The organism is Mesorhizobium sp. M0437 (assembly GCF_040321335.1).
GTDB lineage: Bacteria > Pseudomonadota > Alphaproteobacteria > Rhizobiales > Rhizobiaceae > Mesorhizobium.
This window is the reverse complement of sequence record NZ_JAMYRK010000023.1, coordinates 14,218-37,725: the sequence shown is the minus strand read 5'-3', so window position 1 is coordinate 37,725 and position 23,508 is coordinate 14,218. Positions and strand designations below refer to the sequence as shown.

General features: G+C 61.8%; 24 protein-coding genes. 17 read left to right on the top strand and 7 right to left on the bottom strand.

Annotated features, from left to right (window positions below; genetic code table 11):
- Window positions 1-142: 142 nt before the first annotated feature.
- On the bottom strand, window positions 143-1,036 hold the full coding sequence (locus NKI72_RS16685) for a branched-chain amino acid aminotransferase (RefSeq protein WP_352450493.1): 894 nt from the start codon (window positions 1,034-1,036) through the stop codon (window positions 143-145).
- 249 nt (window positions 1,037-1,285) lie between these two features.
- Here NKI72_RS16685 and NKI72_RS16680 point away from each other — a divergent pair, with 249 nt between their 5' ends.
- The 4 genes from NKI72_RS16680 (at window position 1,286) to NKI72_RS16665 (ending at window position 5,213) form a co-directional block, all read left to right on the top strand.
- On the top strand, window positions 1,286-1,813 hold the full coding sequence (locus NKI72_RS16680) for a MarR family winged helix-turn-helix transcriptional regulator (RefSeq protein WP_352456926.1): 528 nt from the start codon (window positions 1,286-1,288) through the stop codon (window positions 1,811-1,813).
- Entirely contained in the window at window positions 1,800-2,519 is a 720-nt protein-coding gene (locus NKI72_RS16675) for a response regulator (RefSeq protein WP_023678415.1), read from the top strand. Before NKI72_RS16680 ends, NKI72_RS16675 begins: the two co-directional genes overlap by 14 nt.
- Window positions 2,520-2,569: 50 nt before the next feature.
- Window positions 2,570-3,985: an ATP-binding protein gene (locus tag NKI72_RS16670; protein WP_352541020.1), complete on the top strand. Its 1,416-nt coding sequence runs from the start codon at window positions 2,570-2,572 to the stop codon at window positions 3,983-3,985.
- A gap of 205 nt (window positions 3,986-4,190) precedes the next feature.
- Complete coding sequence (locus NKI72_RS16665) at window positions 4,191-5,213, top strand: glycosyltransferase family 4 protein (RefSeq protein WP_352850315.1); 1,023 nt, start codon at window positions 4,191-4,193, stop codon at window positions 5,211-5,213.
- A gap of 12 nt (window positions 5,214-5,225) precedes the next feature.
- Here the strand turns inward: NKI72_RS16665 and NKI72_RS16660 are convergent, their stop codons facing one another.
- The 3 genes from NKI72_RS16660 to NKI72_RS16650 all read right to left on the bottom strand — a co-directional run bounded on the left by NKI72_RS16660 (window position 5,226) and on the right by NKI72_RS16650 (window position 6,726).
- Complete coding sequence (locus NKI72_RS16660; protein WP_352850314.1) at window positions 5,226-5,585, bottom strand: tRNA-binding protein; 360 nt, start codon at window positions 5,583-5,585, stop codon at window positions 5,226-5,228.
- A gap of 6 nt (window positions 5,586-5,591) precedes the next feature.
- The gene (locus NKI72_RS16655; protein WP_023678420.1) at window positions 5,592-6,092 is read right to left on the bottom strand and encodes a type III secretion system chaperone family protein; all 501 of its coding nucleotides are present in this window, start codon (window positions 6,090-6,092) and stop codon (window positions 5,592-5,594) included.
- Window positions 6,093-6,423: 331 nt separating this feature from the next.
- Window positions 6,424-6,726: an accessory factor UbiK family protein gene (locus NKI72_RS16650; RefSeq protein ID WP_352469829.1), complete on the bottom strand. Its 303-nt coding sequence runs from the start codon at window positions 6,724-6,726 to the stop codon at window positions 6,424-6,426.
- Between the two features lie 146 nt (window positions 6,727-6,872).
- Here NKI72_RS16650 and lgt point away from each other — a divergent pair, with 146 nt between their 5' ends.
- The 6 genes from lgt (at window position 6,873) to NKI72_RS16620 (ending at window position 12,752) form a co-directional block, all read left to right on the top strand.
- The gene (gene lgt / locus NKI72_RS16645) at window positions 6,873-7,724 is read left to right on the top strand and encodes a prolipoprotein diacylglyceryl transferase (RefSeq protein WP_352772597.1); all 852 of its coding nucleotides are present in this window, start codon (window positions 6,873-6,875) and stop codon (window positions 7,722-7,724) included.
- Complete coding sequence (locus tag NKI72_RS16640) at window positions 7,721-8,809, top strand: class I SAM-dependent methyltransferase (RefSeq protein ID WP_352850312.1); 1,089 nt, start codon at window positions 7,721-7,723, stop codon at window positions 8,807-8,809. Before lgt ends, NKI72_RS16640 begins: the two co-directional genes overlap by 4 nt.
- 139 nt (window positions 8,810-8,948) lie before the next feature.
- A complete protein-coding gene (pgeF, locus tag NKI72_RS16635) occupies window positions 8,949-9,737 on the top strand; it encodes a peptidoglycan editing factor PgeF (RefSeq protein ID WP_352850311.1) in 789 nt (262 codons plus the stop codon).
- The gene (locus NKI72_RS16630) at window positions 9,737-10,888 is read left to right on the top strand and encodes a M24 family metallopeptidase (protein ID WP_023678425.1); all 1,152 of its coding nucleotides are present in this window, start codon (window positions 9,737-9,739) and stop codon (window positions 10,886-10,888) included. The genes pgeF and NKI72_RS16630 overlap by 1 nt, the downstream gene beginning before the upstream one ends.
- 54 nt (window positions 10,889-10,942) lie before the next feature.
- Complete coding sequence (locus tag NKI72_RS16625; protein WP_023678426.1) at window positions 10,943-11,563, top strand: hypothetical protein; 621 nt, start codon at window positions 10,943-10,945, stop codon at window positions 11,561-11,563.
- Window positions 11,564-11,816: 253 nt separating this feature from the next.
- Window positions 11,817-12,752 carry a ribose-phosphate pyrophosphokinase gene (locus tag NKI72_RS16620; protein ID WP_254819191.1) on the top strand — a complete coding sequence of 312 codons (936 nt, stop codon included), beginning with the start codon at window positions 11,817-11,819 and terminating at the stop codon, window positions 12,750-12,752.
- A 99-nt stretch (window positions 12,753-12,851) separates the two neighbouring features.
- On the opposite strand, the gene NKI72_RS16615 is transcribed toward NKI72_RS16620, so the two are convergent.
- Window positions 12,852-13,733 (bottom strand): AraC family transcriptional regulator, encoded by an 882-nt coding sequence (locus NKI72_RS16615; protein WP_352770932.1) that lies wholly within the window; start codon window positions 13,731-13,733, stop codon window positions 12,852-12,854.
- A gap of 128 nt (window positions 13,734-13,861) precedes the next feature.
- Between NKI72_RS16615 and NKI72_RS16610 the strand changes: the two genes are divergently transcribed.
- A complete protein-coding gene (locus tag NKI72_RS16610; RefSeq protein ID WP_352469748.1) occupies window positions 13,862-15,112 on the top strand; it encodes an MFS transporter in 1,251 nt (416 codons plus the stop codon).
- A 142-nt stretch (window positions 15,113-15,254) separates the two neighbouring features.
- Here NKI72_RS16610 and NKI72_RS16605 read toward each other — a convergent pair whose 3' ends face one another.
- Both NKI72_RS16605 and NKI72_RS16600 read right to left on the bottom strand, forming a co-directional pair.
- Window positions 15,255-16,445 carry a glycerate kinase family protein gene (locus NKI72_RS16605; RefSeq protein ID WP_352772583.1) on the bottom strand — a complete coding sequence of 397 codons (1,191 nt, stop codon included), beginning with the start codon at window positions 16,443-16,445 and terminating at the stop codon, window positions 15,255-15,257.
- Window position 16,446: 1 nt separating this feature from the next.
- On the bottom strand, window positions 16,447-17,817 hold the full coding sequence (locus NKI72_RS16600) for an SLC13 family permease (RefSeq protein WP_352850309.1): 1,371 nt from the start codon (window positions 17,815-17,817) through the stop codon (window positions 16,447-16,449).
- 262 nt (window positions 17,818-18,079) lie between these two features.
- On the opposite strand from NKI72_RS16600, the gene NKI72_RS16595 reads away from it, so the two are divergent.
- The 6 genes from NKI72_RS16595 to NKI72_RS16570 all read left to right on the top strand — a co-directional run bounded on the left by NKI72_RS16595 (window position 18,080) and on the right by NKI72_RS16570 (window position 23,454).
- Window positions 18,080-19,684, top strand: a complete 1,605-nt coding sequence (locus NKI72_RS16595; RefSeq protein WP_352850307.1) for a sensor histidine kinase — start codon at window positions 18,080-18,082, stop codon at window positions 19,682-19,684.
- The gene (locus NKI72_RS16590) at window positions 19,662-20,342 is read left to right on the top strand and encodes a response regulator transcription factor (RefSeq protein ID WP_352450507.1); all 681 of its coding nucleotides are present in this window, start codon (window positions 19,662-19,664) and stop codon (window positions 20,340-20,342) included. Before NKI72_RS16595 ends, NKI72_RS16590 begins: the two co-directional genes overlap by 23 nt.
- 421 nt (window positions 20,343-20,763) lie before the next feature.
- Entirely contained in the window at window positions 20,764-21,270 is a 507-nt protein-coding gene (locus NKI72_RS16585) for a DUF2938 family protein (RefSeq protein ID WP_352850306.1), read from the top strand.
- A gap of 223 nt (window positions 21,271-21,493) precedes the next feature.
- Window positions 21,494-22,138: a 50S ribosomal protein L25/general stress protein Ctc gene (locus NKI72_RS16580; protein WP_352850304.1), complete on the top strand. Its 645-nt coding sequence runs from the start codon at window positions 21,494-21,496 to the stop codon at window positions 22,136-22,138.
- A 23-nt stretch (window positions 22,139-22,161) separates the two neighbouring features.
- Window positions 22,162-22,887 (top strand): aminoacyl-tRNA hydrolase, encoded by a 726-nt coding sequence (gene pth, locus NKI72_RS16575; RefSeq protein ID WP_352850303.1) that lies wholly within the window; start codon window positions 22,162-22,164, stop codon window positions 22,885-22,887.
- Between the two features lie 3 nt (window positions 22,888-22,890).
- Complete coding sequence (locus NKI72_RS16570; protein ID WP_352850302.1) at window positions 22,891-23,454, top strand: hypothetical protein; 564 nt, start codon at window positions 22,891-22,893, stop codon at window positions 23,452-23,454.
- Window positions 23,455-23,508: the final 54 nt, after the last annotated feature.

Genomic DNA, 23,508 nt, shown 5'->3' with positions numbered 1-23,508 from the left:
TCCAGTCCCTCCATAGCTGCCAGCCTCCCGGGCCGACCCCATCATGAGACGCCGAATTGTGTGAAAGTCAAATGCAGAAGCGCTTAAATAAAAGGGGCGGCCCGAAAACCGCCCTTACTAGTTAAAAAAGCTGTGACTTTCGTTATTCTGCAGCGATTGCGTGCTTGGGCTGAACGGCCGCAGAATAGTCATTCATCAGCGTCTTGGCGATTTCGCCGACCTCGAATCGGTATGGACCGATCTCCGAAACAGGCGTCACCTCGGCTGCCGTCCCGGTGAGGAAGCACTGCTGGAAGCCTTCAAGCTCATCCGGCATGATGGCGCGCTCGATCACCTCCAAACCGCGGTCCTTGGCAAGGCCGATAACCGTGCGGCGGGTGATGCCGTCGAGGAAGCAATCAGGCTTGGGCGTATGGATCTTGCCGTCCTTGACGAAGAAGATGTTGGCGCCTGTCGCTTCCGCCACCTGGCCACGCCAGTCGAGCATCATGGCGTCGGCATAGCCCTTGGCCTCGGCGGCATGCTTGGACATGGTGCAGATCATGTAGAGGCCGGCCGCCTTCGATTTCGACGGTGCGGTGCGCGGGTCGGGGCGGCGCCATTCGGCCATGTCGAGGCGGATCCCCTTGAGCTTCTGCGCCGGGTCGAAATAGCTTGGCCACTGCCAGATGGCGATGGCGCAGTTGATCCGACTGTTCTGTGCGGAAACGCCCATCTGTTCGCTGCCGCGCCACGCGATCGGCCGGACATAGGCGTCCTGGAAACCTTGCTTCTTCAACAGCGTGCGGCAGGCGTCGTCGATCTCGGCGACCGAGTAGGGTATCTTGAAGCCAAGCAGGCGCGCCGATTCATGCAGGCGTTCGGTGTGGTCGGTCAGCTTGAAAATTTCGCCCCCATAAGCGCGCTCGCCCTCGAATACCGCGCTGGCGTAGTGCAGCCCGTGGGTCAAGACGTGGATCTTGGCGTCGGCCCATTTGACGAATTCGCCGTTCATCCAGATAAAGCCGTCCAGTTGGTCGAAGGGAACGGATGCCATGGTAACCTCCCGCGGGCGGCAGCCCGCACATCATTGTGTCGTTGCGTGTTTCGCCTCGGCCGCTGCGGGCGGCCATTGTCTCAAAGCGTAGGCGGATATTTAAGGTCTGGCAAACTCAGGAAGTTCCGGAAAAAACGGCTTCGCTTGCCTTTTCGTTCGCAATCCGCCGAAAAGCTTGCCAAAAATTACCATCGCGCGGAAAATACGTCAATAGTGCTGACATAATTTCCTGCTTCACACGGAGAAAAGATGACGAGCCACGCAGCCGCAGAGCCGATCAGGACAGCGATCACCGACGAGGACGGCATCGATTTCGCCATCATCGAGTTGTTCTTCTTCGCCTATCGCGACTTTACCTCCGATCCGGACCAGATCCTGGCCGATTACGGTTTTGGCCGCGCCCATCATCGGGTGTTGCATTTTGTCAATCGCCGGCCCGGCCTGACGGTCGCCGAGCTCCTCGATGTGCTCAAGATCACCAAGCAGAGCCTGGCGCGCGTGCTCAAGCAACTGATCGACACCGACCATATCGTGCAATTGCAGGGCCCCCGCGACCGCCGCCAGCGCGAGCTTTATCCGACGGCCAAGGGCCGTGCTCTGGCGCTGGCACTGGCGCGGCCACAGTCGCGCCGCATCCATGCTGCATTGGAAGATTCCGGAGCCACCGAACGCGCCGTTATCGAACGGTTCCTTGAAGCGATGGTAAATCCGGAACTAAGGGCGCAGATCGACATTGTGCCCGCAAAGATGTCAGGGAAAAACCATGGAGACCATTGAGAGGGTTGATCATCCGACAGCACCGGAAGACGACGCGCCGCATCTGCTGGTGGTCGACGACGACACCCGTATCCGCAATCTTCTGAAACAGTATCTGACCGAAAACGGTTTTCGCGTCACCGTCGCCGGAAATTCCGGCGAGGCGAGGCGCAAGCTCGCCGGCCTCGACTTCGATCTGATCGTGCTCGACGTCATGATGCCGGGTGAAAGCGGCGTCGATCTCACCAAGGCGCTGCGGGCCGAGAAAAACGTGCCGATCCTGATGCTCACCGCACTGTCCGAAACCGACAGCCGGATCACCGGGCTCGAGGCCGGTGCCGACGACTATCTGCCTAAACCGTTCGACCCGCGCGAGCTGATCCTGCGCATCAACAATATCCTGCGCCGCGGCGGCCCCGCGACGACGCCCAAGGTCGAACAGCTGGTCTTTGGCCCCTATACGTTCCAGATCGCCAGGCGTGAGCTGAAGCGCGGCGGCGAGGCGCTCAAGCTGACCGACCGCGAGCAGGAAATCCTGGCGATCTTCGCTGCGCGTGCCGGCGAAACGATACCGCGGCATGAGCTTGTCGGCGATGAATCCGAGGTCGGCGAGCGCACGATCGACGTCCAGATCAACCGGCTGCGCCGCAAGATCGAACGCGATCCGTCCAATCCGGTCTGGCTGCAGACCGTGCGCGGTATTGGGTATCGGCTCAGCGTGGAATAGAATGCCGCCGACAGCGGCCCTTTGCCGGGTCCCGGTGAGCGAAAGGACGAATGGCGACCACGCAACTCGAACGGCCGGGAGATGGCGGCTTCAGCGCCCGCGCGACGCGGGCGCTCAAGGCCGTGCCGCGCGCCTGGAACCGTTTCTGGCGCCTGGTGTCGCTTTACATGCCGAAGCGGCTCTATGCCCGCTCGCTGATCATCGTCATCGCGCCAATGATCATGCTGCAGTCGGTCGTCGCCTTTGTCTTCATGGAGCGCCACTGGCAGACCGTGACGCAACGCCTGTCGCAGGCCACGGTGCGCGACATCGCCGCCATCATCGACCTGATAGAGACCTATCCTCACGACGCCGACTACGCCAACGTCATCCGCATCGCCCAGGATCGCATGCAGCTGAAGGTCGACCTCCTACCGCCCGACCCGCTGCCGCCTCCCGGGCCAAAGCCGTTCTTCTCGATCCTCGACGAGATCCTCTCGTCCGAGATCACCCGCCAGATCAACCGTCCGTTCTGGATCGATACGGTCGGCAATTCCAATATCGTCGAGGTCCGCGTCCAGCTCGAGAACAAGGTGCTGCGCGTCTTCGTGCGCCGCAGCCAGGCTTATGCATCGAACACCCATATTTTCCTGATCTGGATGGTCGGCACCTCGCTGGTGCTGCTGATGATCGCCATTCCCTTCCTGCGCAACCAGATCCGGCCGATTCTGACGCTGGCCGAGGCGGCCGAGAGCTTCGGCAAGGGCCGGCCGATGCCGCGCGATTTTCGCCCACGCGGCGCCGAGGAAGTCCGCCGCGCCGGCTTTGCCTTCATCCAGATGCGCGAACGCATCGAACGCCAGCTCGAGCAGCGTACCGCCATGCTGAGCGGCGTCAGCCACGATCTGAGGACCATCCTCACCCGCTTCAAGCTGCAATTGGCGCTTGCCGGGACCAAGGCGGCCGATACCCAGGCACTCGACCAGGACATCGACGACATGCAGTCGATGCTGGAAGGCTACCTTGCCTTTGCACGCGGCGAAGCTTCGGAAGATGCCGGTCAGTTCGATCTCGAAGCCTTCTTCGACAAGCTTCGCGAGGAAGCCGCGCTGCGCAAGCGCAAGCTGTCGACCGTGCTTGTCGGCGATCCGCATGTGCACGTGCGCCCCAATGCATTTGCGCGGCTGCTGTCCAACGTCGTCGGCAATGCATTCCGCTATGCCAAGACGGTGGAGATCAATGCCAATCATGGGCGCGGTTCGCTGCTCGTCACCATCGACGATGACGGCCCGGGAATTCCGCCCGAAAAGCGAGAGGATGTATTCAAGCCGTTCGTGCGGCTGGACGAGGCCCGCAACCTCGACGCCAGCGGCACCGGCCTTGGCCTCTCCATCGCACGAGACATTGCCCGCAGCCATGGCGGCGACATTGTCCTCGAACGCAGCCCGCTCGGCGGCCTTCGGGCGGTGATCAAGGTCCCCGCTTGACGGCAGCGACACCCGGCCTTCATCGGCCCGTCATGAAACCATGGTGAAGAGCGCCAATGAAGCGCGCGATCCTGATTGATTCGGCCCTGCGGCCTCATTTCGACCCCGCGCCTGCCCAGGTGCGCTGGTGCGACGCCCGAGCTGCGGCGTGGTCGCCGCTCAGGCGTCGCGGCGAGGCAATCAAGCTTGCCGCCAAGGGACCGCCATGCGCATCCTGATGGTCACCGACGCCTGGCGCCCGCAAGTCAACGGCGTCGTCCACACGCTAGAGCGTCTCTCGGAGACCCTGAAATCCTTCGATATCGAGACGGACTTCCTGACGCCGAATATCTTTCGCACCCTGCCTCTGCCGACCTATCCCGATATCAGGCTGGCGCTGACGACGCCGCACCGCGTGGCGCAGCTGATCGAGGCACGCAAGGTGGACCACATCCATATCGTCACCGAAGGACCGCTCGGCATTATGGCCCGGCGCTACTGCCGCAACGCCGGCCGCCCGTTCACGACCAGCTATCACACACGTTTTCCGGAATATCTGAGCGCGCGCCTGCCGGTGCCTGAAGCATGGGCCTATCGCTGGCTGCGTGATTTCCACAATTCAGGACAGGGCACGCTGGTTGCCACTCAGTCGCTTGCCGACGATCTTGCGGCCCGCGGCTTCACCAAGCTCCGGCCGTGGACGCGCGGCGTCGACACCGATCATTTTCGGCCGGACAAAAGAAAGGACCTGGGATTTCCCGGACCGATCTTCCTCTGCGTCGGCCGCGTCGCGATCGAAAAGAACCTGCCGGCCTTCCTAGACCTCGACCTGCCCGGCAGCAAGTTGGTCGTAGGCGAAGGGCCGGAATTGGCGAAGCTGAAGGCCAGATATCCCGATGCCCATTTCGTTGGCCATCGTCCGAACGACGAACTGGCCGAGATCTACGCCTCGGCCGATGCTTTCGTCTTCCCCAGCCGTACCGACACGTTCGGCAACGTCATCATCGAGGCGCTGGCCAGCGGCACGCCGGTCGCAGCCTATCCCGTCACCGGACCCATCGATATTGTGGGTGACGGCATCGGCGGCGCGGTGTCGGACGACCTGCGGCAAGCAGCGCTCGCCGCCCTTCACGTCGACCGCGCCGAGGCGCGGCAACGCGCAATGCGCTACAGCTGGAAGACCTGCGCGGAAATGTTCATGGAAACGGTCGAAGAAGCGCTGGGTACCAGGCGTAAACTGGCTGCGTGAACAACAGCGCAGCTAGAACAACCTGCCGCCGTCCGGCACTTTGCGTTCGATTGCCCCAAGCACCACCGCGCCCTCTTCATCGGGAAAGCCGAGCGTCAGCACTTCCGACATGAATGGCCCGATCTGACGCGGCGGGAAATTGATCACAGCGAACACCTGCCGGCCGATCAGGGCTTCGGGCGAATAGTATTTCGTGATCTGGGCCGAGGATTTCTTCACCCCGATCACGGGACCGAAATCGATTTTCAACTTGATCGCCGGCTTGCGCGCCTCGGGAAAAGGCTCTGCCTCGACGATCGTGCCGGCGCGGATGTCGACGCGGTCGAAATCGGCAAAGCTGATCTCGGGTTTTCGCGCGTTGCTCGAAACCATCGACGGTCAGGCGTTTCCGTAGGTTTCGAACAGCACGCCGGCCAACGCATCCTTGGCCGAAGTTCCCGACCAGACGACGAACTGGAACGCCTGGAAATAGCATTCGCAGGCCTCCAGCGCCGACGACAGCAGCACCTCGACCTGCTGGCTCGACGGCTCGACCCCACCGGCCAGCAGCAGCGACTGGCGGAACATGATGGCGCCTTCCTGCTCCCAGAGATCGAAATGGCCAAACAGCATCTGCTCGTTGATCAGCGAAAGCAGCCGCATCACCTCGAGCGCGCGCGCCTCCGGGACCTTGATGTCGAAGGCGCAGGCCAGGTGCAGCGCCTCGTAGTCCTCCATCCAGGAGAATGAAACGTGGTAGTCGGTCCAGCTTCCGGCAACCGAGATCGAGATCTCGTCGTCGCCGGCCCGCTCGAAGGACCAATCGTTGTTGTGCGCCACCTGCTCGATAACATCCACCGGATGGATTTCGCGGGAGAATTCGAGTTCGAGAAGTTCCATGAAATGCTTCCTGTCGTTCTGGGAGCGCCACCACACGCTCCGCGGGAGAGGCACACTCGAACAATTCTGCCTAGAACTCGGACGGCCAGGACTTCGTCAACGCAAAGACCCCGGACCGGACCCCACCGCCCGGCGCATGACCCTGCTCCGAATCATGCAACAAATTCAGTCTATTGATCGGGAGTCGCGTGACCAGCCAAATTTTTCGCACTGCGTCATTCGCATGTGGAAAGGCGCTGTCACAAAGATTCACGCAGTACCGGTAAGCGATTCACGACAAAGCGCTTTTTGCGATCCGGCTTTGTGGAAAAGTTTAACGATTTATTTCTTGTTATTTTTTTGCACGCGGCTTTGACGCAGCCGCAGGCGCTGGTTGACCGGTCAATTCGGCAAGCCTGGCCTCGAGCGCCTCGATGCGAGCGGCGAGGCGGGTGTTTTCTTCCCTGGCCTTCGCCGCCATGTCGCGAGCGGCCTCGAATTCCTCGCGCTGCACCACGTCCATGGAGTTGAGTATGCGCTCGGCCTGGCCCCTGAAGGCGGTCTCCACCTCGCGCCGCACGCCTTGCGCGGCACCGGCTGCGTCGGTCATCAGCTTGGCGAATTCATCGAGAATGCGGTTCGGTCCGGTCGCCATGGCAAATCCTCGCTTGGTCGAATTGACGTAGTGGCGCGCGATTCGGAATGCAAGCATATGCTTGCCTTGACCCCGCCAAAAGCCTGCCGCATGGTCCGCGCCCGAACCTGATGCGCCCGAACCTGATTGGGAACCCGGAGACCCTGTTGAGCGAATATTTGCTGCCGCTGGCCGCCCTGCCCTTTCCCAACATCGACCCGGTCATCGTCCGGATCGGACCGCTGGCGGTGCATTGGTACGGCGTCGGCTACATCGTCGGCATTCTGTTCGCCTGGTGGTATGCCAAGCGCCTCGTCACCAACCCAAAACTGTGGCCCGACGGCACCCTGCCGATGAAGCCCGTCGACCTCGACGACTTCATCGTCTGGGCAGCCATCGGTGTGGTGCTCGGCGGACGCACCGGCTACGTGCTGTTCTACGACCTGCCGCGCTACATCGCCAATCCGCTCGATATCGTCGCCGTCTGGCAGGGCGGCATGTCGTTTCATGGCGGCCTGATCGGCGTCATTCTCGCAATGACGCTGTTTTCCCGGTCTCGCGGCATCCGCACATGGTCGCTGTTCGACGTGGTTGCCGCCGGCGTGCCGGTGGGGCTTGGCCTCGTTCGCCTGGCAAACTTCATCAATTCCGAACTATGGGGCCGGCCGACCGACGTTCCATGGGCATTCGAATTCCCCAATGGCGGTCCGTTTGCACGCCATCCGAGCCAGATCTACGAGGCGCTGCTCGAAGGGCTGGTGTTGTTCCTTATCCTGCGCTTCCTCACCCATTCGCGGCTCAAGCTGAAGACGCCGCGCTTCGTCGGCGGCGCCTTCATCGCCGGCTATGGCGCCTCGCGCATCTTCGTCGAATTCTTTCGCGAGCCCGACCAGCAGCTTGGCTACCTCCTTGGCACGAGCTGGCTGACCATGGGAATGGTGCTGTCACTGCCGATGGTGCTGGCCGGCATCTGGGCGATGGCTACAGCCAAGCCGGTGACAAAACCGCAGCCGGCATGACGCGGCTGGAGACCCGCATCGCCGAGCTGATCGGTGCGGTGGGACCGATCCCCATCAGCGAATACATGGCGCTCTGCCTGTTCGATCCGCAGGACGGCTATTATACGACACGCGAGCCGTTCGGCGCCGCCGGCGACTTCGTCACCGCGCCGGAGGTCAGCCAGATGTTTGGCGAGCTGGTCGCCATCTGGCTCTATCAGGCGTGGCTGGCGATCGACCGGCCGACGCCGGTCGCCATCGCCGAAATAGGCCCCGGCCGCGGCACGCTGATGAGAGATATGCTGCGCACGCTTTCGCGGCTCGATCGGACGCTTACCGCCAGCGCATCGTTCGCCTTGATCGAGACCAGTCTGCGGTTGACCGAGGTCCAGAAACGAACGCTTGCCGGGACGTCGGCCACCGTCGCCTGGCATGAGGCCGTCGACACACTGCCGCAGGGGCCGCTTCTGATTGTTGGTAACGAGCTGTTTGACGCGGTGCCCATCCGCCAGTTCGTCCGCGCTGGGGCCGGCTGGCGCGAGCGGATGATCGGTCTCGACGATGCGAACCGGCTGCGCTTTTTCGTCGGCGCCGGCTCGCTTGACCCGATGCTGCTGCCGGAGGGTGCCGAGAATGCGCCGCAAGGTGCCATCGTCGAGGTGGCGCCAGCCCGCGCCGCCCTGATGGCGGCCATCGCCGGGCGACTTGCCGGATTTGGCGGCGCCGGCCTGTTTCTCGACTACGGTCACCTCCAGCCCGGGATCGGCGACACCTTGCAGGCCTTGCGCAAGCACGGGCATGAGGACGTGCTGGCCAATCCGGGGCAGGCCGATCTCACAGCCCATGTCGATTTCGCTGCCCTCGCTGCCATCGTTCGGGCACACGGCCTTGATGCCCACCTCTCCACGCAAGGTGAATTCCTGCTCAAGATGGGGCTTCTCGAACGGGCTGGCCGGCTCGGCGCCAATGCCGATGAGGCAGCTCGCGAAAAGATCGCGGCCGACGTCGAGCGCCTCGCCGGCCCGCTGGCCATGGGCGAACTCTTCAAGGTGCTTGCCGTCCTCCCCGCCGGCATTGCCGTTCCGCCGTTTCCAAGCACGGATTGACTTTTCGCTGCCGCCTCTCTCACTCTCCCGTCTCCGACTAGCGCCCGACATCAACTGCGCCAGCCTTCAACTGACCAGCCTTCAACTGCGCCCCTTCAACTCGCTTGACGAAATCGCCCATACGGACAACAAAGCCGCCATGCTGAATCAGACCAAACCGGATCCCGTTCGGTCGCCCTTGCTGGAAACGGCGCAAGGCATCCGCCACGGCTACTTCACGCGAGTCGGCGGCATTTCCAGCGGCATCTACCGGGGCCTCAACATCGGCACCGGTTCGAACGACGACCAGACGCTGGTGCGCGAGAATCGCCGCCGGGTCGCCGAATGGATGGGCGTGCCTGCAAACCATCTGTTGACCGCTCACCAGGTTCATTCGCCGGACGTCGTCATTGCCAGGGAGCCTTTTGCCGGCGAGCGGCCCAAGGCCGACGCCATTGTCACCGACCGGCCGGGCATTGCCGTCGGTGCCTCGACCGCCGACTGCGGACCGGTCCTCTTCGCCGACGCCGAGGCGCGCATTATCGGCGCCGCCCATGCCGGCTGGAAAGGCGCTTTCACCGGAGTGCTGGAAAACACCATCGCGGCAATGGAAAGCCTCGGCGCCCGGCGCGACCGCATCGTCGCAGTGCTCGGTCCTTCGATCGGCCCACGGAATTACGAAGTCGGACCGGAATTTGTCACCCGTTTCGTCGACGCCGATGCCGGCAGTGCCCGCTATTTCGCGCCCTCCGCAAATGCCGGACACGCGATGTTCGATCTCAACCGCTACACGGTCGACCGGCTGACCAAGGCTGGCGTCAATGCCGAAGGACTTGGCCGCTGCACCTATGCCGCGGAAGAGCTTTTCTACTCCTATCGGCGCAGCACGCATCGCAACGAGCCCGACTACGGGCGGCAGGTTTCGGCAATCGTTTTGGAGGCTGACTGATGGCGCTGCATTTCGAACGCTCGGAATTCGACGCGCGGCGCGATCGACTGATGATCGAGATCGCCGAAAAGAAGCTCGACGCCGTCCTGCTGTTTGCCCAGGAAAGCATGTATTGGCTAACCGGCTACGACACCTTCGGCTTCTGCTTTTTCCAGTGCCTGGTGGTCAAGGCCGACGGCTCGATGGTGCTGCTGACGCGTTCGGCCGACTTGCGCCAGGCGCGCCACACCTCGATCATCGACAACATCGTTTTGTGGACGGACCGCAACGGCGCCAATCCGGCGGTAGATCTGCGCAATCTGCTCAACGAGCTTGACCTGCTCGGCGCCCGGATCGGCGTCGAATACGACACCCACGGCCTGACCGCCTATAATGGCCGGCGCCTCGACGAGCAGTTGCAGACCTTCGGGCAGATCGCGGATGCCTCCGGCATTGTCAGCCGGCTACGGCTATTCAAGAGCCCGGCAGAAATCGCCAAGGCGGAAAAAGCCGCAAATCTGGCCGACGACGCGCTGGACGCAGCACTGCCGCTGATCAAGCAGGGTGGCGATGAGGCGCTGATCCTCGCCGCCATGCAAGGTGCGATCTTTGCCGGCGGCGGCGATTATCCGGCCAACGAGTTCATCATCGGCTCCGGAGTCGACGCCCTGCTTTGCCGCTACAAGGCCGGTCGCCGCAAGCTCACCAAGAACGACCAGCTGACGCTCGAATGGGCCGGTGTCTTCCACCACTACCATGCGGCAATGATGCGCACGGTGTTGACCGGCAAGGTATCGAAACGCCACCAGGAATTGTTCGATGCCGCCCGCGCCGCGCTACTTGCAGTCGAGAAGGCGATGACGCCCGGTAATACGTTCGGCGACGTGTTCGACGCCCATGCCCGCACCCTCGAAGCCCACAACTTGACCAAGCACCGGCTCAATGCCTGCGGCTATTCGCTCGGCGCCCGCTTCACCCCGTCCTGGATGGATATGCCGATGTTCTATCAGGGTAATCCCGAACCGATTGCGCCGAACATGACGCTGTTCGCCCATATGATCATCATGGACTCCGAAACCGAAACCGCGATGACGCTTGGCCGCACCTATCTGACCACCGAATCCCAGCCGAAGCCGCTGTCCCGCCATGATCTCGACTTGATCGTGCAGTGAATCCATAATGGAGAGAGTGTGAGGGGCGTTCGTCGCCAAGGAGTTTTCAGGCTAATGAGACGATCGCATGTGACGACCGTGTCATTGCTCGTGGCGCTGGCACTGGCGGCCTGCACCAATGCGAAGGACGTTCTCGAACCCTCGGCCATTGCCCCGCAATCGACGCAATCCCTCTCCGGAGCCGGAGGTGCCGCGACGCCCCCCGCAACTCCGGCTCAGCCTGCCGGCACCGCGCAAACTGCAGATACGGCGCAGCCTTCCGCTGCAGCAGCCGTGCCGCCCGCCAAAAGCGCGGCTGCCATTGCGCGGACCCGGCTGCAGGTGGCGCCGATCGTCGGCGCCTCGGTAGAAGCCGCGACACCGCTGACCGCCGAGCTTCAGACACGCGCCAGGCAGCGCGGCATCACCTTGGCCGGCAGCACCGACCAGACCCCAACACATGTGCTCAAGGGCTATTTCTCGACCATGACGGAAGGCAAGGACACTACCGTCATCTATGTCTGGGACATCTATGACCCGGCCGGCAACCGGCTGCATCGCATCAACGGCCAGCAGAAGGCGCCCTCTGTTGGCGGCGGCGAAGGCTGGACGGCGGTCGCCCCGGCGACCATGCAGGCAATTGCCGACCAGACAATCGACCAGTTCGCCACCTGGCTTGGCGGCGGCGCCGGCTGACCTGGAGTATGATTTCCGAAAAGTGAATCCGGTTTTCGGAAAAGACCATCCTCAGACTGAAAGATAGAGCTATCCCCGATTCCGTCGGCATCGAAGTGGACCTATCGCGGCATCGTCAAGCCGTAAGCGTTTATTGAGATTAGCCGGCGGATTCCCATTCACGACGCTTGCAATACCGGCGCGGGCCGCTAAAAGCCCGACTAAGAGGCTGGAGTGCTATCGGAGTCTCTCAATCCTTCGCCAGGAACGGTGCATGAAGCTCTTCGCGGGCAATTCCAACAGGGTGCTGGCCGAATCAGTCGCCCGCTACCTCAACATTCCGCTGGGCAAGGCCAGCGTCAGGCGCTTCGCCGACCAGGAAATCTTCGTCGAGATCCAGGAGAATGTGCGCGGCGAGGACGTCTTCATCCTGCAGTCCACCTCGTTCCCGACCAACGATCATCTGATGGAACTGCTCATCATGATCGACGCCTTCATGCGCTCTTCGGCCAAGCGCATCACTGCGGTTATTCCTTATTTCGGCTATGCCAGGCAGGATCGCCGTGCCTCGGGCCGCACACCGATCTCGGCCAAACTGGTCGCCAACATGATCACGAGGGCGGGCGTCGACCGGGTGCTGACCCTGGATCTCCATGCCGGCCAGATTCAAGGCTTCTTCGACATCCCGACCGACAATCTGTTTTCCGTGCCGGTCATGGCCCGCGACGTAAAGGCGAAATACAAGCAGCTTGCCAATGTCATGGTGGTGTCGCCGGATGTCGGCGGCGTGGTCCGCGCCCGCGCGCTCGCCAAGCGCATCGACGCCCAGCTTGCCATCGTCGACAAGCGCCGCGAGCGCCCCGGCGAATCGGAAGTCATGAACGTCATTGGTGACGTGCGCGGCAAGGATTGCCTGTTGATCGACGACATCATCGATTCGGGCGGCACGCTGTGCAATGCGGCCGATGCGCTGCTTGCCGATGGCGCCACCAGTGTGACCGCCTATACTACCCATGGCGTTTTGTCCGGCGGCGCCATCGCCCGCATCGGCGCCTCGAAACTGCAGGAACTGGTCATCACCGATTCCATCCAGCCGACCCAGGCAGTGCTGGACGCCGCCAATATCCGCGTCATCTCCATCGCCGAACTGATGGGCGAGGCGATCTCGCGCACGGCGACCGAGGAATCGGTGTCGAGCCTGTTCGATTAATGCGTGTCGCGCAAAACTGTGCAGCGGTTTTGCGATAACGACATGCATACAACAAGAACCCAAAGCGCGTCGCATGAGGCCGGTCGAACGCGACGCCCTTCAGGGCTGCGCCTCAGGCCGAGCCGGACCACTTGTTCGTCGCACACCTTCGCCAGCATCACGGGCGCCCCGCATGTAACCGCGTGGCGAGGCTCCCAGCATGCGCTTGAACATGGTGATGAACGCCGGCACGCTGTCATAGCCGAGATCGAGCGCCACCCTCGTGATCGGCTCGCCGTCGGCCAGCCGTGGCAGCGCCGCGAACAGACAGGCCTGCTGACGCCAGGTCGACAGCGACAATCCGGTCTGGCGGTGGAACGCGCGGGTGAAAGAGCGGCGGCTCATGCCGACGATAGCGGCCCACTCGTCGATCGTCGCATGCGGTGACGGTGCCGAGACGAAGCGCCGGCACAGCGTCGCCAACCTTGCATCGGACGGGAACGGAAGGCCGAGCGGCCGTTCCGGCAGGTTCGGGATTTCGTGCAGCAGGAGCTTCATGATCAGTCCGCCCCGCCCCTTCAGCTCGGCGCCTTGCGGCAGCTTTTCCGATTCCACGATCAGGCTGTGCATCAGGTCGGTGATGCCGACGACACGCAACCCGTCCGGCAGGCCGGGAATGGCCTCCGGCATCACATAGACGGACCGCATGCTGACGTCGCCCAGCATCTCGACGGAATGTTCGGTGCCGGCGGGGATCCACATCGCGTGGTCCGGAGGCACCATCCAGCGCCCATGCCGCGTCGTCACCAGCACGACACCGACCAGCGCGTGCAGCAACTGGCTGCGGCTATGATGGTGCCGTGGCACATGGTAGCCGTCCGGATATTCGGTCGGCAGCGCCACTGCCGGCCCGACGGCCTCTTCCAGCCATTGCCAGCGACGCTCATGCAACAGCCCGAGATCGGTGTCGCCCGCTCTGAACATTTCCCTGCCATGCGGCATCAGCTATGGCCCACTTGCGAAACTATTGGACCAAACCACGAAAGAAGTCGCGTGACAAGCAACGTATAAGGCTGCGCCCTATAAGACCGCCTGCGGGAGCGCCCGCCAAAAAGACCACGGAGCCTGCCTTGACCGATACCACAGCAACCGCCGACGCCAAGCCGGCAGCGGCCAGCCACATTTCAGCTCAGGCGACGGCCTTCACCGTCATCCTGGCGGTGAGCTTCTGCCATTGCATCAACGACATCATGCAGTCGCTGCTGTCGGCGATCTATCCGCTGCTGAAGGACAATTATGGTCTCGATTTCTGGCAGATCGGCCTTTTGACTTTTACCTTCCAGGTGACGGCATCCTTGCTGCAGCCGGTGATCGGCATGATTACCGACAAGCGGCCGATGCCTTATTCGCTGCCCTACGGCATGGCTTCTTCGCTGATCGGGCTGGTCGTGCTGGCCTATGCCGGACATTACTCGCTGCTCCTCATCGGCGCCTCGCTGATCGGCATCGGCTCGGCGATCTTCCACCCGGAATCCTCGCGCATCGCCCGCTTCGCCTCCGGTGGCCGGTTCGGTCTTGCGCAGTCGCTGTTCCAGGTCGGCGGCAATTTCGGCCAGGCGATGGGGCCGCTGCTGGCAGCATTCATCGTCGTGCCCTTCGGCCAGACCAGCATCGCCTGGTTTGCCGGCGGCTCGCTGATCGGCATCATCGTGCTGTGGCAGGTTGGCGGCTGGTACAGCCGCCTGCGCGCCGCACAGGGCACCCGCAAAGCGGCAGGCTTCGTTTCGCCTTTCCCGCGCCGCAAGGTCCTGGGCGCGCTGGCGGTGCTGACCTTGCTGGTATTGACCAAGAACGCCTACATCGCCAGCCTGTCCAGCTACTACACCTTCTATGCCATCCATAAATTCGGCGTTTCGGTGCAGATGTCGCAGGTCATGCTGTTCCTGTTCCTCGGCGCCTCGGCCCTGGGCATCCTGCTCGGCGGCCCGTTCGGCGACCGCTACGGACAGAAGGCGATGATCTGGTTCTCGATCGTCGGCGTGCTGCCCTTCACCCTGGCCCTGCCCTACGCCAATTTCGAGTGGACAATGGTTCTCACCGTGCTGATCGGCCTGATCCTGTCCTCGGCCTTCTCGAACATCGTCGTATTCGCGCAGGAACTGGTGCCCGGCCGGGTCGGCATGATCGCCGGCATCTTTTTCGGCTTCGCCTTCGGCATGGGCGGCATCGCGGCCGCCGTGCTTGGCGTCGTCGCCGACATGAAGGGCATCGATTTCGTCTTCCAGGTCTGCTCGTATTTGCCGCTGCTCGGGCTGCTGACGGTTTTTCTTCCCAACATGAAGGAGGCGAGGAAGCTCAAGGCGGGGACCACGATCGGGTGAAGTTTGGGTTGGACTTCGGCTTCCCCGCCCACCGGGCAGCGCGAAATTCGGTTCTCGACATAGACTTCGAGCCGGTCAGGGCCGCCGCTTAGCGACATCGCGGCCATTGGCTGACACGCTCCGTCATCTGAAACACGCTCCGTCATCTGAGCTTGAAAGCACGCGTCGCCCGCATCAGCCGGAATGCCTGCTCGGCAGCGTTCGCCAGCAGCGTGTCGGCGTCACGGATCGCGTCTTCGAGGGAACACGGTCGGCACAGAATGCTGAAGAAGGCATCGATGCCGATGTCGTGGGTCGCCTCTGCACCTGCTCCGATCGTTCCGGCCAAGGCGATGACGGGCAGATTGTGACGTTTCGCGCGCCGGGCAATCTCGGCTGGTATCTTTCCAAAGCTCGTCTGACCATCCAGGCCACCCTCGGCTGTCATGACGATGTCGGCGTTTGACAGCCGATGATCGAGATCCATATACCGCAGGATCAGGTCGAAGCGCGGATGCAGCCGGGCTCCAACAAAGGCGTGAAGTCCGGCGCCGAGTCCCCCGGAAGCTCCTCCGCCGACAAGCGGCGTCACGTCGACGCCGAGGTCGCGGCGAACGACGTGAGCGACATTTTCCATGCCCTGCTCGAGCAAAACCACCTGATCAGGTGTTGCACCCTTTTGCGGGCCGAACACCCGAGCGACGCCTCTCTCGCCGAGCAGCATGTTGTAGGGATTTACCGCGACGTCGACACGAACATTCGAAAGGCGATGATCACGACTGGAAAGATCGACACGAGCTAGCGATGAGAGGGCCGAGCCGCTCCCCGAAATGGGACGGCCGCCGCCATCGAGCAGACGCACGCCTAATGCTTGGGCCATGCCGGTTCCTGCATCGTTGACACCCGAGTCACCGCAGCCGATCAGAATTCTTTCCGCGCCAAGATCGAGCGCAAAACGAATCAACTCACCAACCCCATAACTTGTAGTGCGGGTCGGGTCACGCATGTCAGTGGGGACGAGCCGGAGCCCGGCAGCCGCCGCGATTTCCAGAACTGCAGTCCGTTTCTTTCTTCGCCCGAGAAAACCGACATTGGCCGCCACGGGTTGTCCCACCGGTCCCGTCACTGTGACGGAATGCAGCTCGCCATCAGACAATTCAACAAGGGTCCGCGTAAAATCCTCGCCGCCATCCACCATTGGAAGGCCCAGGATCTTTGCTGTCGGAACGGCATTGCGAACGCCGCGCGCCAATGCAGCGATGACATCACGAACGCCGAGGCTCTCCTTAAAGCCGGAGGGTGCGACCAATACTCGAAGCCGTCTTCGTTTCGTCAATCCTTTCTTTTTCGACATTCTACGGCTCTCCAACAAGTTGCAGATGGAGCGTGTTGAGCAGGGCTCCGGTGGCTGGCCACACGGCGACCGCGAACACGACGATGAGGATGAACTGCATCGGCAGCAGGATTGAGCTGAGCAAGGCGAGGTCTTTCGGGCCGTAGCCTTCCTCGTCGACCCCCGCGAAAAGCGCCACCGGTTTCGCGCAGATCGCGAGGGTTTGGCAAAAGCCGGTCGCCGAGACGAGGACAAACATTGCCAGGAGAGGGTCGAGCCGCGCTGTCGATGCGAGCATCAGCGCCGGGGGCAGCAGCACCGAGACACGCGCCGTGCGACTGTGGATCACGAGATGACTGAAAAGCCCAAGCAAGGCTAATAAGGAGATAAGCGCCAACGGGCCCAAGCCGGCGCCGCGCAGCGGATCGACAGTCGTCTCGATCAACCATCGATTGAGGCCTGATGCCGTCAGGCCGTCTGCCAAGCAGATCGTCGCCGCCAGAAACAAGAGCAGCTTCCACTCCGCACTCTTGATTGCATCGCCAAACGCCACGGAGCCTACTCTAGGAAGTGTGGCCAAGAGAGCGCCGCCAAGAGCGACAACGGTGGCATCAAGTCCGTGGACAGGTTCGGTCAGCCACGCGATGACAACCCCGCCGGCGATCCAGAGTATCGGCTGCCGTGCCAATCCGGCACCGCCACTAGTCACCGTCGTTGGCTGCAAAAGGGTCATCCGCCGTTCGACCGGCGACAGGAAAAGCCGGAGCAGGCATTCGACCGAAAGGAAGGTGCTTACGGCCGCAAACGGCAGGCCGAAAGCGATCCATTCCAGATAGCTTACTTTCACACCCGAGAGGCGGCCGACCATTTCGATCGCCAGCAGATGGGCACCGGCGCCGACGGGCGATGCAATGGCCGAGAGCAGGATAACAGTGGGGAACAGCAGCGCGAAGGCCCTTCGCAACCGGGCGCTTCCACAGCGTCCCGCGATCGCCTGAAAGGCGGGGATCATCAAAGCTGCGCGACCTGAGGTCGACGGAATGACGAAGGCTGTGGCGATCATGACGGCCGTCAAGGAATAGGCGATTGCGCGAACCGATCGCATGCGCCCCGTCACGAGGCCGAGAACGCGATCTGCGACCCCACTCGCCTTGAAGGTGGCCGCCAATATGAAGGAGGCAAGCAATAGCCAGATCAACTCATCGCCGAGCGCATGAAACAGCGCGCCTGGATCACGGTTGACCAGCAGCGCCATTGCCAATCCGGCGGCGATTGCAACGAAGGCATCGTCGAACCGCGTTAAGGTCCACCCGATGATCGCGACAAGCAGGATCTCGAGCGCTCGCCGGGCGTCGGACGGGAGCGCGGAGAGGCCGAATTCAATGATGGCCACACACAGGGATACACAGGTTCCGATCAGTGCGGCTCGCCGTATCGGCCAGAGCACCGGCGGTGTCCTTTCCCGAAGGGTGGCGTCACTGTCGGTCCGAAAATCTACTTGTGCCAACCGAAACCTCGTCTAGTTCGCCGCCAACGTGGCGATGAGGGCGTCGCACACCCTCCGCTCGAACTTAGGAGGTTCCGATTAGACGCTTGCGAGGGCTCCGGTTAGAATTTGGTGAGAGGCATTATCCGATCGCCGGCAGGATTACCGCATGACCGTTCGAGGCCGCATCTTCCTATTTCAAATCGCCATTCTCGCCCTTGTCGGACTGATTTCAGGACTGGCATTCGCAACACTCCAGCTGACAGAGGAATTCGTCCGCCGAATCGACAGCGTCCACGGGCGGTTCGAGGCGCTCGCCGAACTCAATGGGCAAGCCAACAATTACACCGAGCAACTCGCTGAAGTCTTGCTGCTTGGGCCCGAGCAAATGCCGGATTTCGAAGCGGCGCGAGAAGCAGTGAAATCCGGATTCTACAAGCTGGAGGGCGCCACTCGCGAGGAACTCGGTGCTCTCGGATATTGGAGCGATAGACGCCAGGAGGAGGCCGAACTCAGATTCGTCGGTCGCGTCAAGGCGCTGTTTGAGGCGATCGATCGGGCCGCCCAGCGACTGTTCAGCCAGCGAACAAAGGGGGATCCAAAGGGCATCGTAGACGCCTTCCGCAACGATGTGGAGCACCGATTAGAGAACGATCTTGAAGAAATGATTGAAGCCGCTTTGCACGATGAGCGCAGGGAGGTTGGAGAGGAACTCGCCGGCGTCCGTGGCGCACAATGGCGGCTGCTGCTGCTGACCGGCGGCTTCGCTGCGTTGCTCATGCTGGGCAGTCTGGGGTTCGGCCTGGTCCTGCGACGATCAATCGCCACACCTGTGCGTGAACTGAACGAAAGCGCCAAAGCCATCGCTGCAGGCAAGCTCGACCATCGCGTTTCCGCGACCGGACGCGACGAGTTCGCTTCCCTCTCGCGAAGTTTCAACAGCATGGCCGAGGCTCTCGAGATCGAACGTGCTGCTCTGATTTCGGTACAGGACCGCTTGGAGGCGGAGGTTCAGTTGCGCACCCGTGAACTGCGGAAAGCCAATGAGCAACTGAGAGCGATCGATAGCCGACGCACACAATTTTTTGCGGAGGCAAGCCACGAACTCCGCACGCCGTTGACGATTCTCCGCGGAGAGGCCGACGTTGCCCTCCGCGGCCAACCGCGTGTTCGATCTTACCGCGAAGCTCTGAGCCGAATCCGCAATTGCGCTGAAGATATGGCTCGCAACCTGGGGGACCTTCTGGCATTCGCCCGCTCCGAAGCTGAAAATTTCAGGTTCTCCTTGCGCAACATCGATACCGGTGAGGTTGTGAAGGCGGCCGTTCAGGAGGCTTCCGTACTCGCAGGTCCCAAGCAGATATCCGTTGACCTGTCGCTCAACCCAGACCATTGCCTCATTTGGGGTGACGCCCAGCGCCTAAAGCAAGCGCTGCTGATCGGCTTCGACAACGCCATAAAGTACTCAAAGCCGTATCAGACAATAGCAGTCGAGATGGCTGAGCGTCATGGAATGCTTGAGATCGCCATCCGCGACAACGGTTCAGGGATCGATGCCAACGATCTCCCGTTCGTGTTTGACCGATATTATCGCGGGCGTGTCGGCGGGAGGTCCGCAGCCGACGGCCTTGGTGTTGGCCTCGCGATCGCCAAGGAGATTATAGACGGGCACAATGGCACAATCGGCCTTGAAGGAATTGAGCCTTCGGGAACCCTCCTCAGAATCAGACTGCCGCTGGTACATCGCACCCATGATTCGAATCCTGATCGTTGAAGACGACCGGCGTGTCTCCGACTTTCTCCGCCGGGGGTTGGAGGCCGAAGGCTTCCACGTGAGTGTCGCGGAGGACGGTCGCGAGGGACTAGCCATTATTCGTACGGATCCATTCGATCTCGTGATCCTGGACCGTCTGCTTCCCTACCTGGACGGCCTTGAGCTGTGCCGGATCGTGCGATTGGAGCAGTGGCCGGTTCTCATCCTGATGCTGACCGCGAAGGAGACAATTCAGGATCGCGTAGATGGGCTCAAGGGCGGTGCCGACGATTACCTGACGAAACCGTTTGCGTTTGATGAACTGGTGGCCAGGATTGACGCGCTGCGCCGACGCCGTCAGGGTGCAGTGGATCGACAATTGCTTCGAGTGAGCCGCCTCAATCTCGACACGAGCGCTCGTCGTTTTGCGGACGGCGACCGGGAAATCAGCCTTACCCGACGTGAATTCGACCTTCTGCATTTTCTCATGCTCAACGCGGGGAAAGTGGTTAGCCGCGAGCGCATCCTCAACAATGTCTGGTCATACAGCTTCGAACCCGGGACGAAGATCGTGGAGGTATACATTCGCTATCTGCGTGCGAAGCTCGGGCCGGATGCATCGGCCAGCATTCAGACAGTTCGTGGGATCGGCTACATGCTGGTCGAGCGGAAGCCATAGAAGGTAGAGCGAAACTCTTTATCGCACCGTTCTCGCCACTCGCTGGAAACCTCCTCTTTCCGCAACGCCGCTTCCACCGCTTGTTTCCGAATAGGTGTTCATCGGCTCCCTTCCATGCTGCCGGCGCGCGCCGTCCACCCGCCGTGGGCATTGCCCCGCCGCGGTTCCCCTTTCCACCCGCCGCGGTTCCCCTTTCCATTTGTGTTCGGGCTTGGGCGGCGACACCGATTTTGGCGGCCGTTAACCGCTTTCGTAATTCACGGCCTCTACCCCCAGGCCTGCAGCCACCCAGTCGGGGAAGCCGCCTTCGAACCGGCGCGGGGCCCAGCCTCGTGCCCTGAGGATTGCCAAGGCGTCGGGCGAAAGAACGCACTGGACTCCACGACAATAGGCGACAACGGGTGAAACAAGAGATGCCAAAATGTTGGAGTTCGTTGTTCGTGCGGCCGTCGTTGGAATCGGCGCGACAGCCCTGATGGACCTCTGGGGATGGTTTCTGAAGCGAATGTTCGCGATTCCACCGCTTGATTACGCCTGGGTCGGCCGCTGGATCGGGCACTTTCCACATGGACGTTTTGCACATGCGAATATCGCACAAGCTGCCCGCGTTCGCGGCGAAACCGCCATTGGATACCGCCGTTGGATGGAGTGCGCATTACGCGACCGGCATCGTATTTGCCGCAGCGCTGATTGGAGTGTGGGGCCTCGACTGGGCACGGCACCCGACAGTGCTTCCGGCCCTGTTGGTCGGCGTCTGCATCATCGTCGCCCGTTCTTCGTGATGCAACCGGCTTTTGGGATCGGCATCGCGGCTTCGAAAGTTCCCAACCCGCGCACTGCGCGCCTGCGCAGCCTTATGGCCCATCTGTCTTTCGGGATTGGGCTGTACGTTGCAGCATCGCTTTCGGCATTGCTACTTCCGGCCTGATGGGCCGCCCGCTTGCACCTCGCGCCGCCTTCCGCTATAGAGCCGCCACCCGCGTAGACACCCTTGGAGGCAACGCGGCGGAAGGCCGCCTTCCCGCATGATCCCGAAAAGTGGATTCCGGTTTTCGGACCAGGTCATGCGTCAGCTATGTCGGCTTTCGACGTTTACGGCCCCGGCACGTTGCCGGCCGCGAACGCTCCAGAACAACGCGAAAGGAAATGCCATGAGCCACGATACTTACGAGCTCAAGGCCGAAGCGCGCGAACAGGTCGGTAAGGGGTCCGCCCGTGCAGTTCGCCGCAACGGTAAAGTGCCTGCAGTGATTTACGGCGACAAGCAGCCTCCCCTGGCGATTGCGCTGACCTACAAGGACATCTACTACAAGATCCATGGCGGCGGGTTTCTGACCACGGTCGCCACGATCGATGTCGACGGCAACAAGATCCAGGTTCTGCCCAAGGATTTTCAGCTCGACCCGGTCAAGGATTTCCCTGTCCATGTCGATTTCCTGCGCATCGGCAAGCATACCGAAGTCAACGTCGATGTGCCCGTGCACTTCATCAATGAAGACAAGTCGCCCGGCATCAAACGCGGCGGCGTGCTCAACATCGTGCGCCACGAGGTCGAGTTCCACTGCCCGGCCAATGCGATCCCGGATTTCATCACCGTCGATCTCACCGGTACCGATATCGGCGATTCGATCCACATTTCGGCCGTCACCTTGCCGGCCGGCGTCAAGCCGGTGATCTCCGACCGCGACTTCACCATCGCGACCATTGCCGGCTCCTCGGCGATGAAGCCGGAGGCTGCGGAAGAGACGACTGAAGCGGCTGCGCCCGAAGCGGCTCCTGCCGCCGAAGAGAAGTAACCCCTTCCCGCCCGGAGGCGACGATGCTTGTCTTTGCAGGCCTCGGCAATCCGGGCGCGAAATACGCCAACAACCGGCACAATGTCGGCTTCATGGCGGCGGACGCGATCGCCCGCCGCCATTCCTTTTCGCCTTGGTCGAAGAAATTCCAGGGTCTGATTGCCGAAGGCACGCTTGCCGGCGAAAAGGTGATCCTGATCAAGCCGCAGACCTTCATGAACCTGTCCGGCCAGGCGGTCGGCGAAGCCTTGCGCTTCTACAAGCTCGGCCCTTCGGCGCTGACTGTCTTTTATGACGAGATCGACCTTGCCGCCGGCAAGGTGCGGGTCAAAGTCGGTGGCGGTTCCGGCGGCCACAACGGCATCCGCTCCCTCGACCAGCACGTCGGCAAGGATTTTCGCCGTGTGCGCATCGGCGTCGGCCATCCCGGCGTCAAGGAAATGGTGCACGGCCATGTGCTTGGCGATTTCGCCAAGGGCGACCGCGAATGGCTGGACGTGCTGCTCGACGCAATCGCCGATGGTGCCGGATTGCTTGCCAAGGGCGACGACAATTCGTTCATGAACCGCGTGACGCTGGCGCTGCGCGACAAGCTCACGCCGACGGACGACGACGATCGCCCGCCGCCCAAGGCGCCAAAGGCGCAAAGCCACGTCCGCCAGGCGCGGCCGCAGCAGCCGGCGGCCAAGCTGCCCGAAACCGGCCCGATGGCGGCCATGCTGAAGAAGCTTTTTGGCGGCAAGGACTGAGCCATGGATCTGGATGACATTCAGGAATTGGTCCGTCTCATCAGACAGAAGTATGTTGATTATTTCGTCACCGCTGCCGGCGAACTTGCTCGCAACAGCCAAGGATCGCATGCGACCGAAATCAAGTTTTCGAACGTCGATTCCTTCTATCGAAATTTCATCGCGGTTGATTTCGTCAGTAATGACGGACAGCCAAATCCGCAATTCATCAACAGCGATTCCTATGTGAAATTCTCTCCGGATATTCACGCCGGGATGGGTGGAATGGATGTCCTCATCTCACCTTTCAGGTGGGATGAGGTTCATTTTAAATTCCCTATAAATGAGCTCGACGGCGATCTCTTCGACGAATGGTTTCGCGGCTGGTTCGATATCGATAGCGAGCGTGAAAGATCGGAGACCGTCGGAAACGTCATTCACAGTGCGCAATTGCTCGAGGGGCAACTGACCATCGATTTCGGAACCGCTGAGGTCGACGCGTTCTGGCATCTTCTGCAAATACTGAGCAGGTCCGGCGTTCGTTCGTTGGCGATAGGCACCGATGACATCGCGCAGCGTCTGAATTGAATTGCGCCTTGACGATCATCGGGGCTTTCGCCCATAGCCCTGATTAAATTTCGA

Coding starts and splice junctions, on each gene's coding strand:
- NKI72_RS16685 (WP_352450493.1), bottom strand. CDS start 1,036: ATGGCATCCGTTCCCTTCGACCAACTGGACGGCTTTATCTGGATGAAC.
- NKI72_RS16680 (WP_352456926.1), top strand. CDS start 1,286: ATGACGAGCCACGCAGCCGCAGAGCCGATCAGGACAGCGATCACCGAC.
- NKI72_RS16675 (WP_023678415.1), top strand. CDS start 1,800: ATGGAGACCATTGAGAGGGTTGATCATCCGACAGCACCGGAAGACGAC.
- NKI72_RS16670 (WP_352541020.1), top strand. CDS start 2,570: ATGGCGACCACGCAACTCGAACGGCCGGGAGATGGCGGCTTCAGCGCC.
- NKI72_RS16665 (WP_352850315.1), top strand. CDS start 4,191: ATGCGCATCCTGATGGTCACCGACGCCTGGCGCCCGCAAGTCAACGGC.
- NKI72_RS16660 (WP_352850314.1), bottom strand. CDS start 5,585: ATGGTTTCGAGCAACGCGCGAAAACCCGAGATCAGCTTTGCCGATTTC.
- NKI72_RS16655 (WP_023678420.1), bottom strand. CDS start 6,092: ATGGAACTTCTCGAACTCGAATTCTCCCGCGAAATCCATCCGGTGGAT.
- NKI72_RS16650 (WP_352469829.1), bottom strand. CDS start 6,726: ATGGCGACCGGACCGAACCGCATTCTCGATGAATTCGCCAAGCTGATG.
- NKI72_RS16640 (WP_352850312.1), top strand. CDS start 7,721: ATGACGCGGCTGGAGACCCGCATCGCCGAGCTGATCGGTGCGGTGGGA.
- pgeF (WP_352850311.1), top strand. CDS start 8,949: ATGCTGAATCAGACCAAACCGGATCCCGTTCGGTCGCCCTTGCTGGAA.
- NKI72_RS16630 (WP_023678425.1), top strand. CDS start 9,737: ATGGCGCTGCATTTCGAACGCTCGGAATTCGACGCGCGGCGCGATCGA.
- NKI72_RS16625 (WP_023678426.1), top strand. CDS start 10,943: ATGAGACGATCGCATGTGACGACCGTGTCATTGCTCGTGGCGCTGGCA.
- NKI72_RS16620 (WP_254819191.1), top strand. CDS start 11,817: ATGAAGCTCTTCGCGGGCAATTCCAACAGGGTGCTGGCCGAATCAGTC.
- NKI72_RS16615 (WP_352770932.1), bottom strand. CDS start 13,733: ATGCCGCATGGCAGGGAAATGTTCAGAGCGGGCGACACCGATCTCGGG.
- NKI72_RS16605 (WP_352772583.1), bottom strand. CDS start 16,445: ATGTCGAAAAAGAAAGGATTGACGAAACGAAGACGGCTTCGAGTATTG.
- NKI72_RS16595 (WP_352850307.1), top strand. CDS start 18,080: ATGACCGTTCGAGGCCGCATCTTCCTATTTCAAATCGCCATTCTCGCC.
- NKI72_RS16590 (WP_352450507.1), top strand. CDS start 19,662: ATGATTCGAATCCTGATCGTTGAAGACGACCGGCGTGTCTCCGACTTT.
- NKI72_RS16585 (WP_352850306.1), top strand. CDS start 20,764: ATGTTGGAGTTCGTTGTTCGTGCGGCCGTCGTTGGAATCGGCGCGACA.
- NKI72_RS16580 (WP_352850304.1), top strand. CDS start 21,494: ATGAGCCACGATACTTACGAGCTCAAGGCCGAAGCGCGCGAACAGGTC.
- pth (WP_352850303.1), top strand. CDS start 22,162: ATGCTTGTCTTTGCAGGCCTCGGCAATCCGGGCGCGAAATACGCCAAC.
- NKI72_RS16570 (WP_352850302.1), top strand. CDS start 22,891: ATGGATCTGGATGACATTCAGGAATTGGTCCGTCTCATCAGACAGAAG.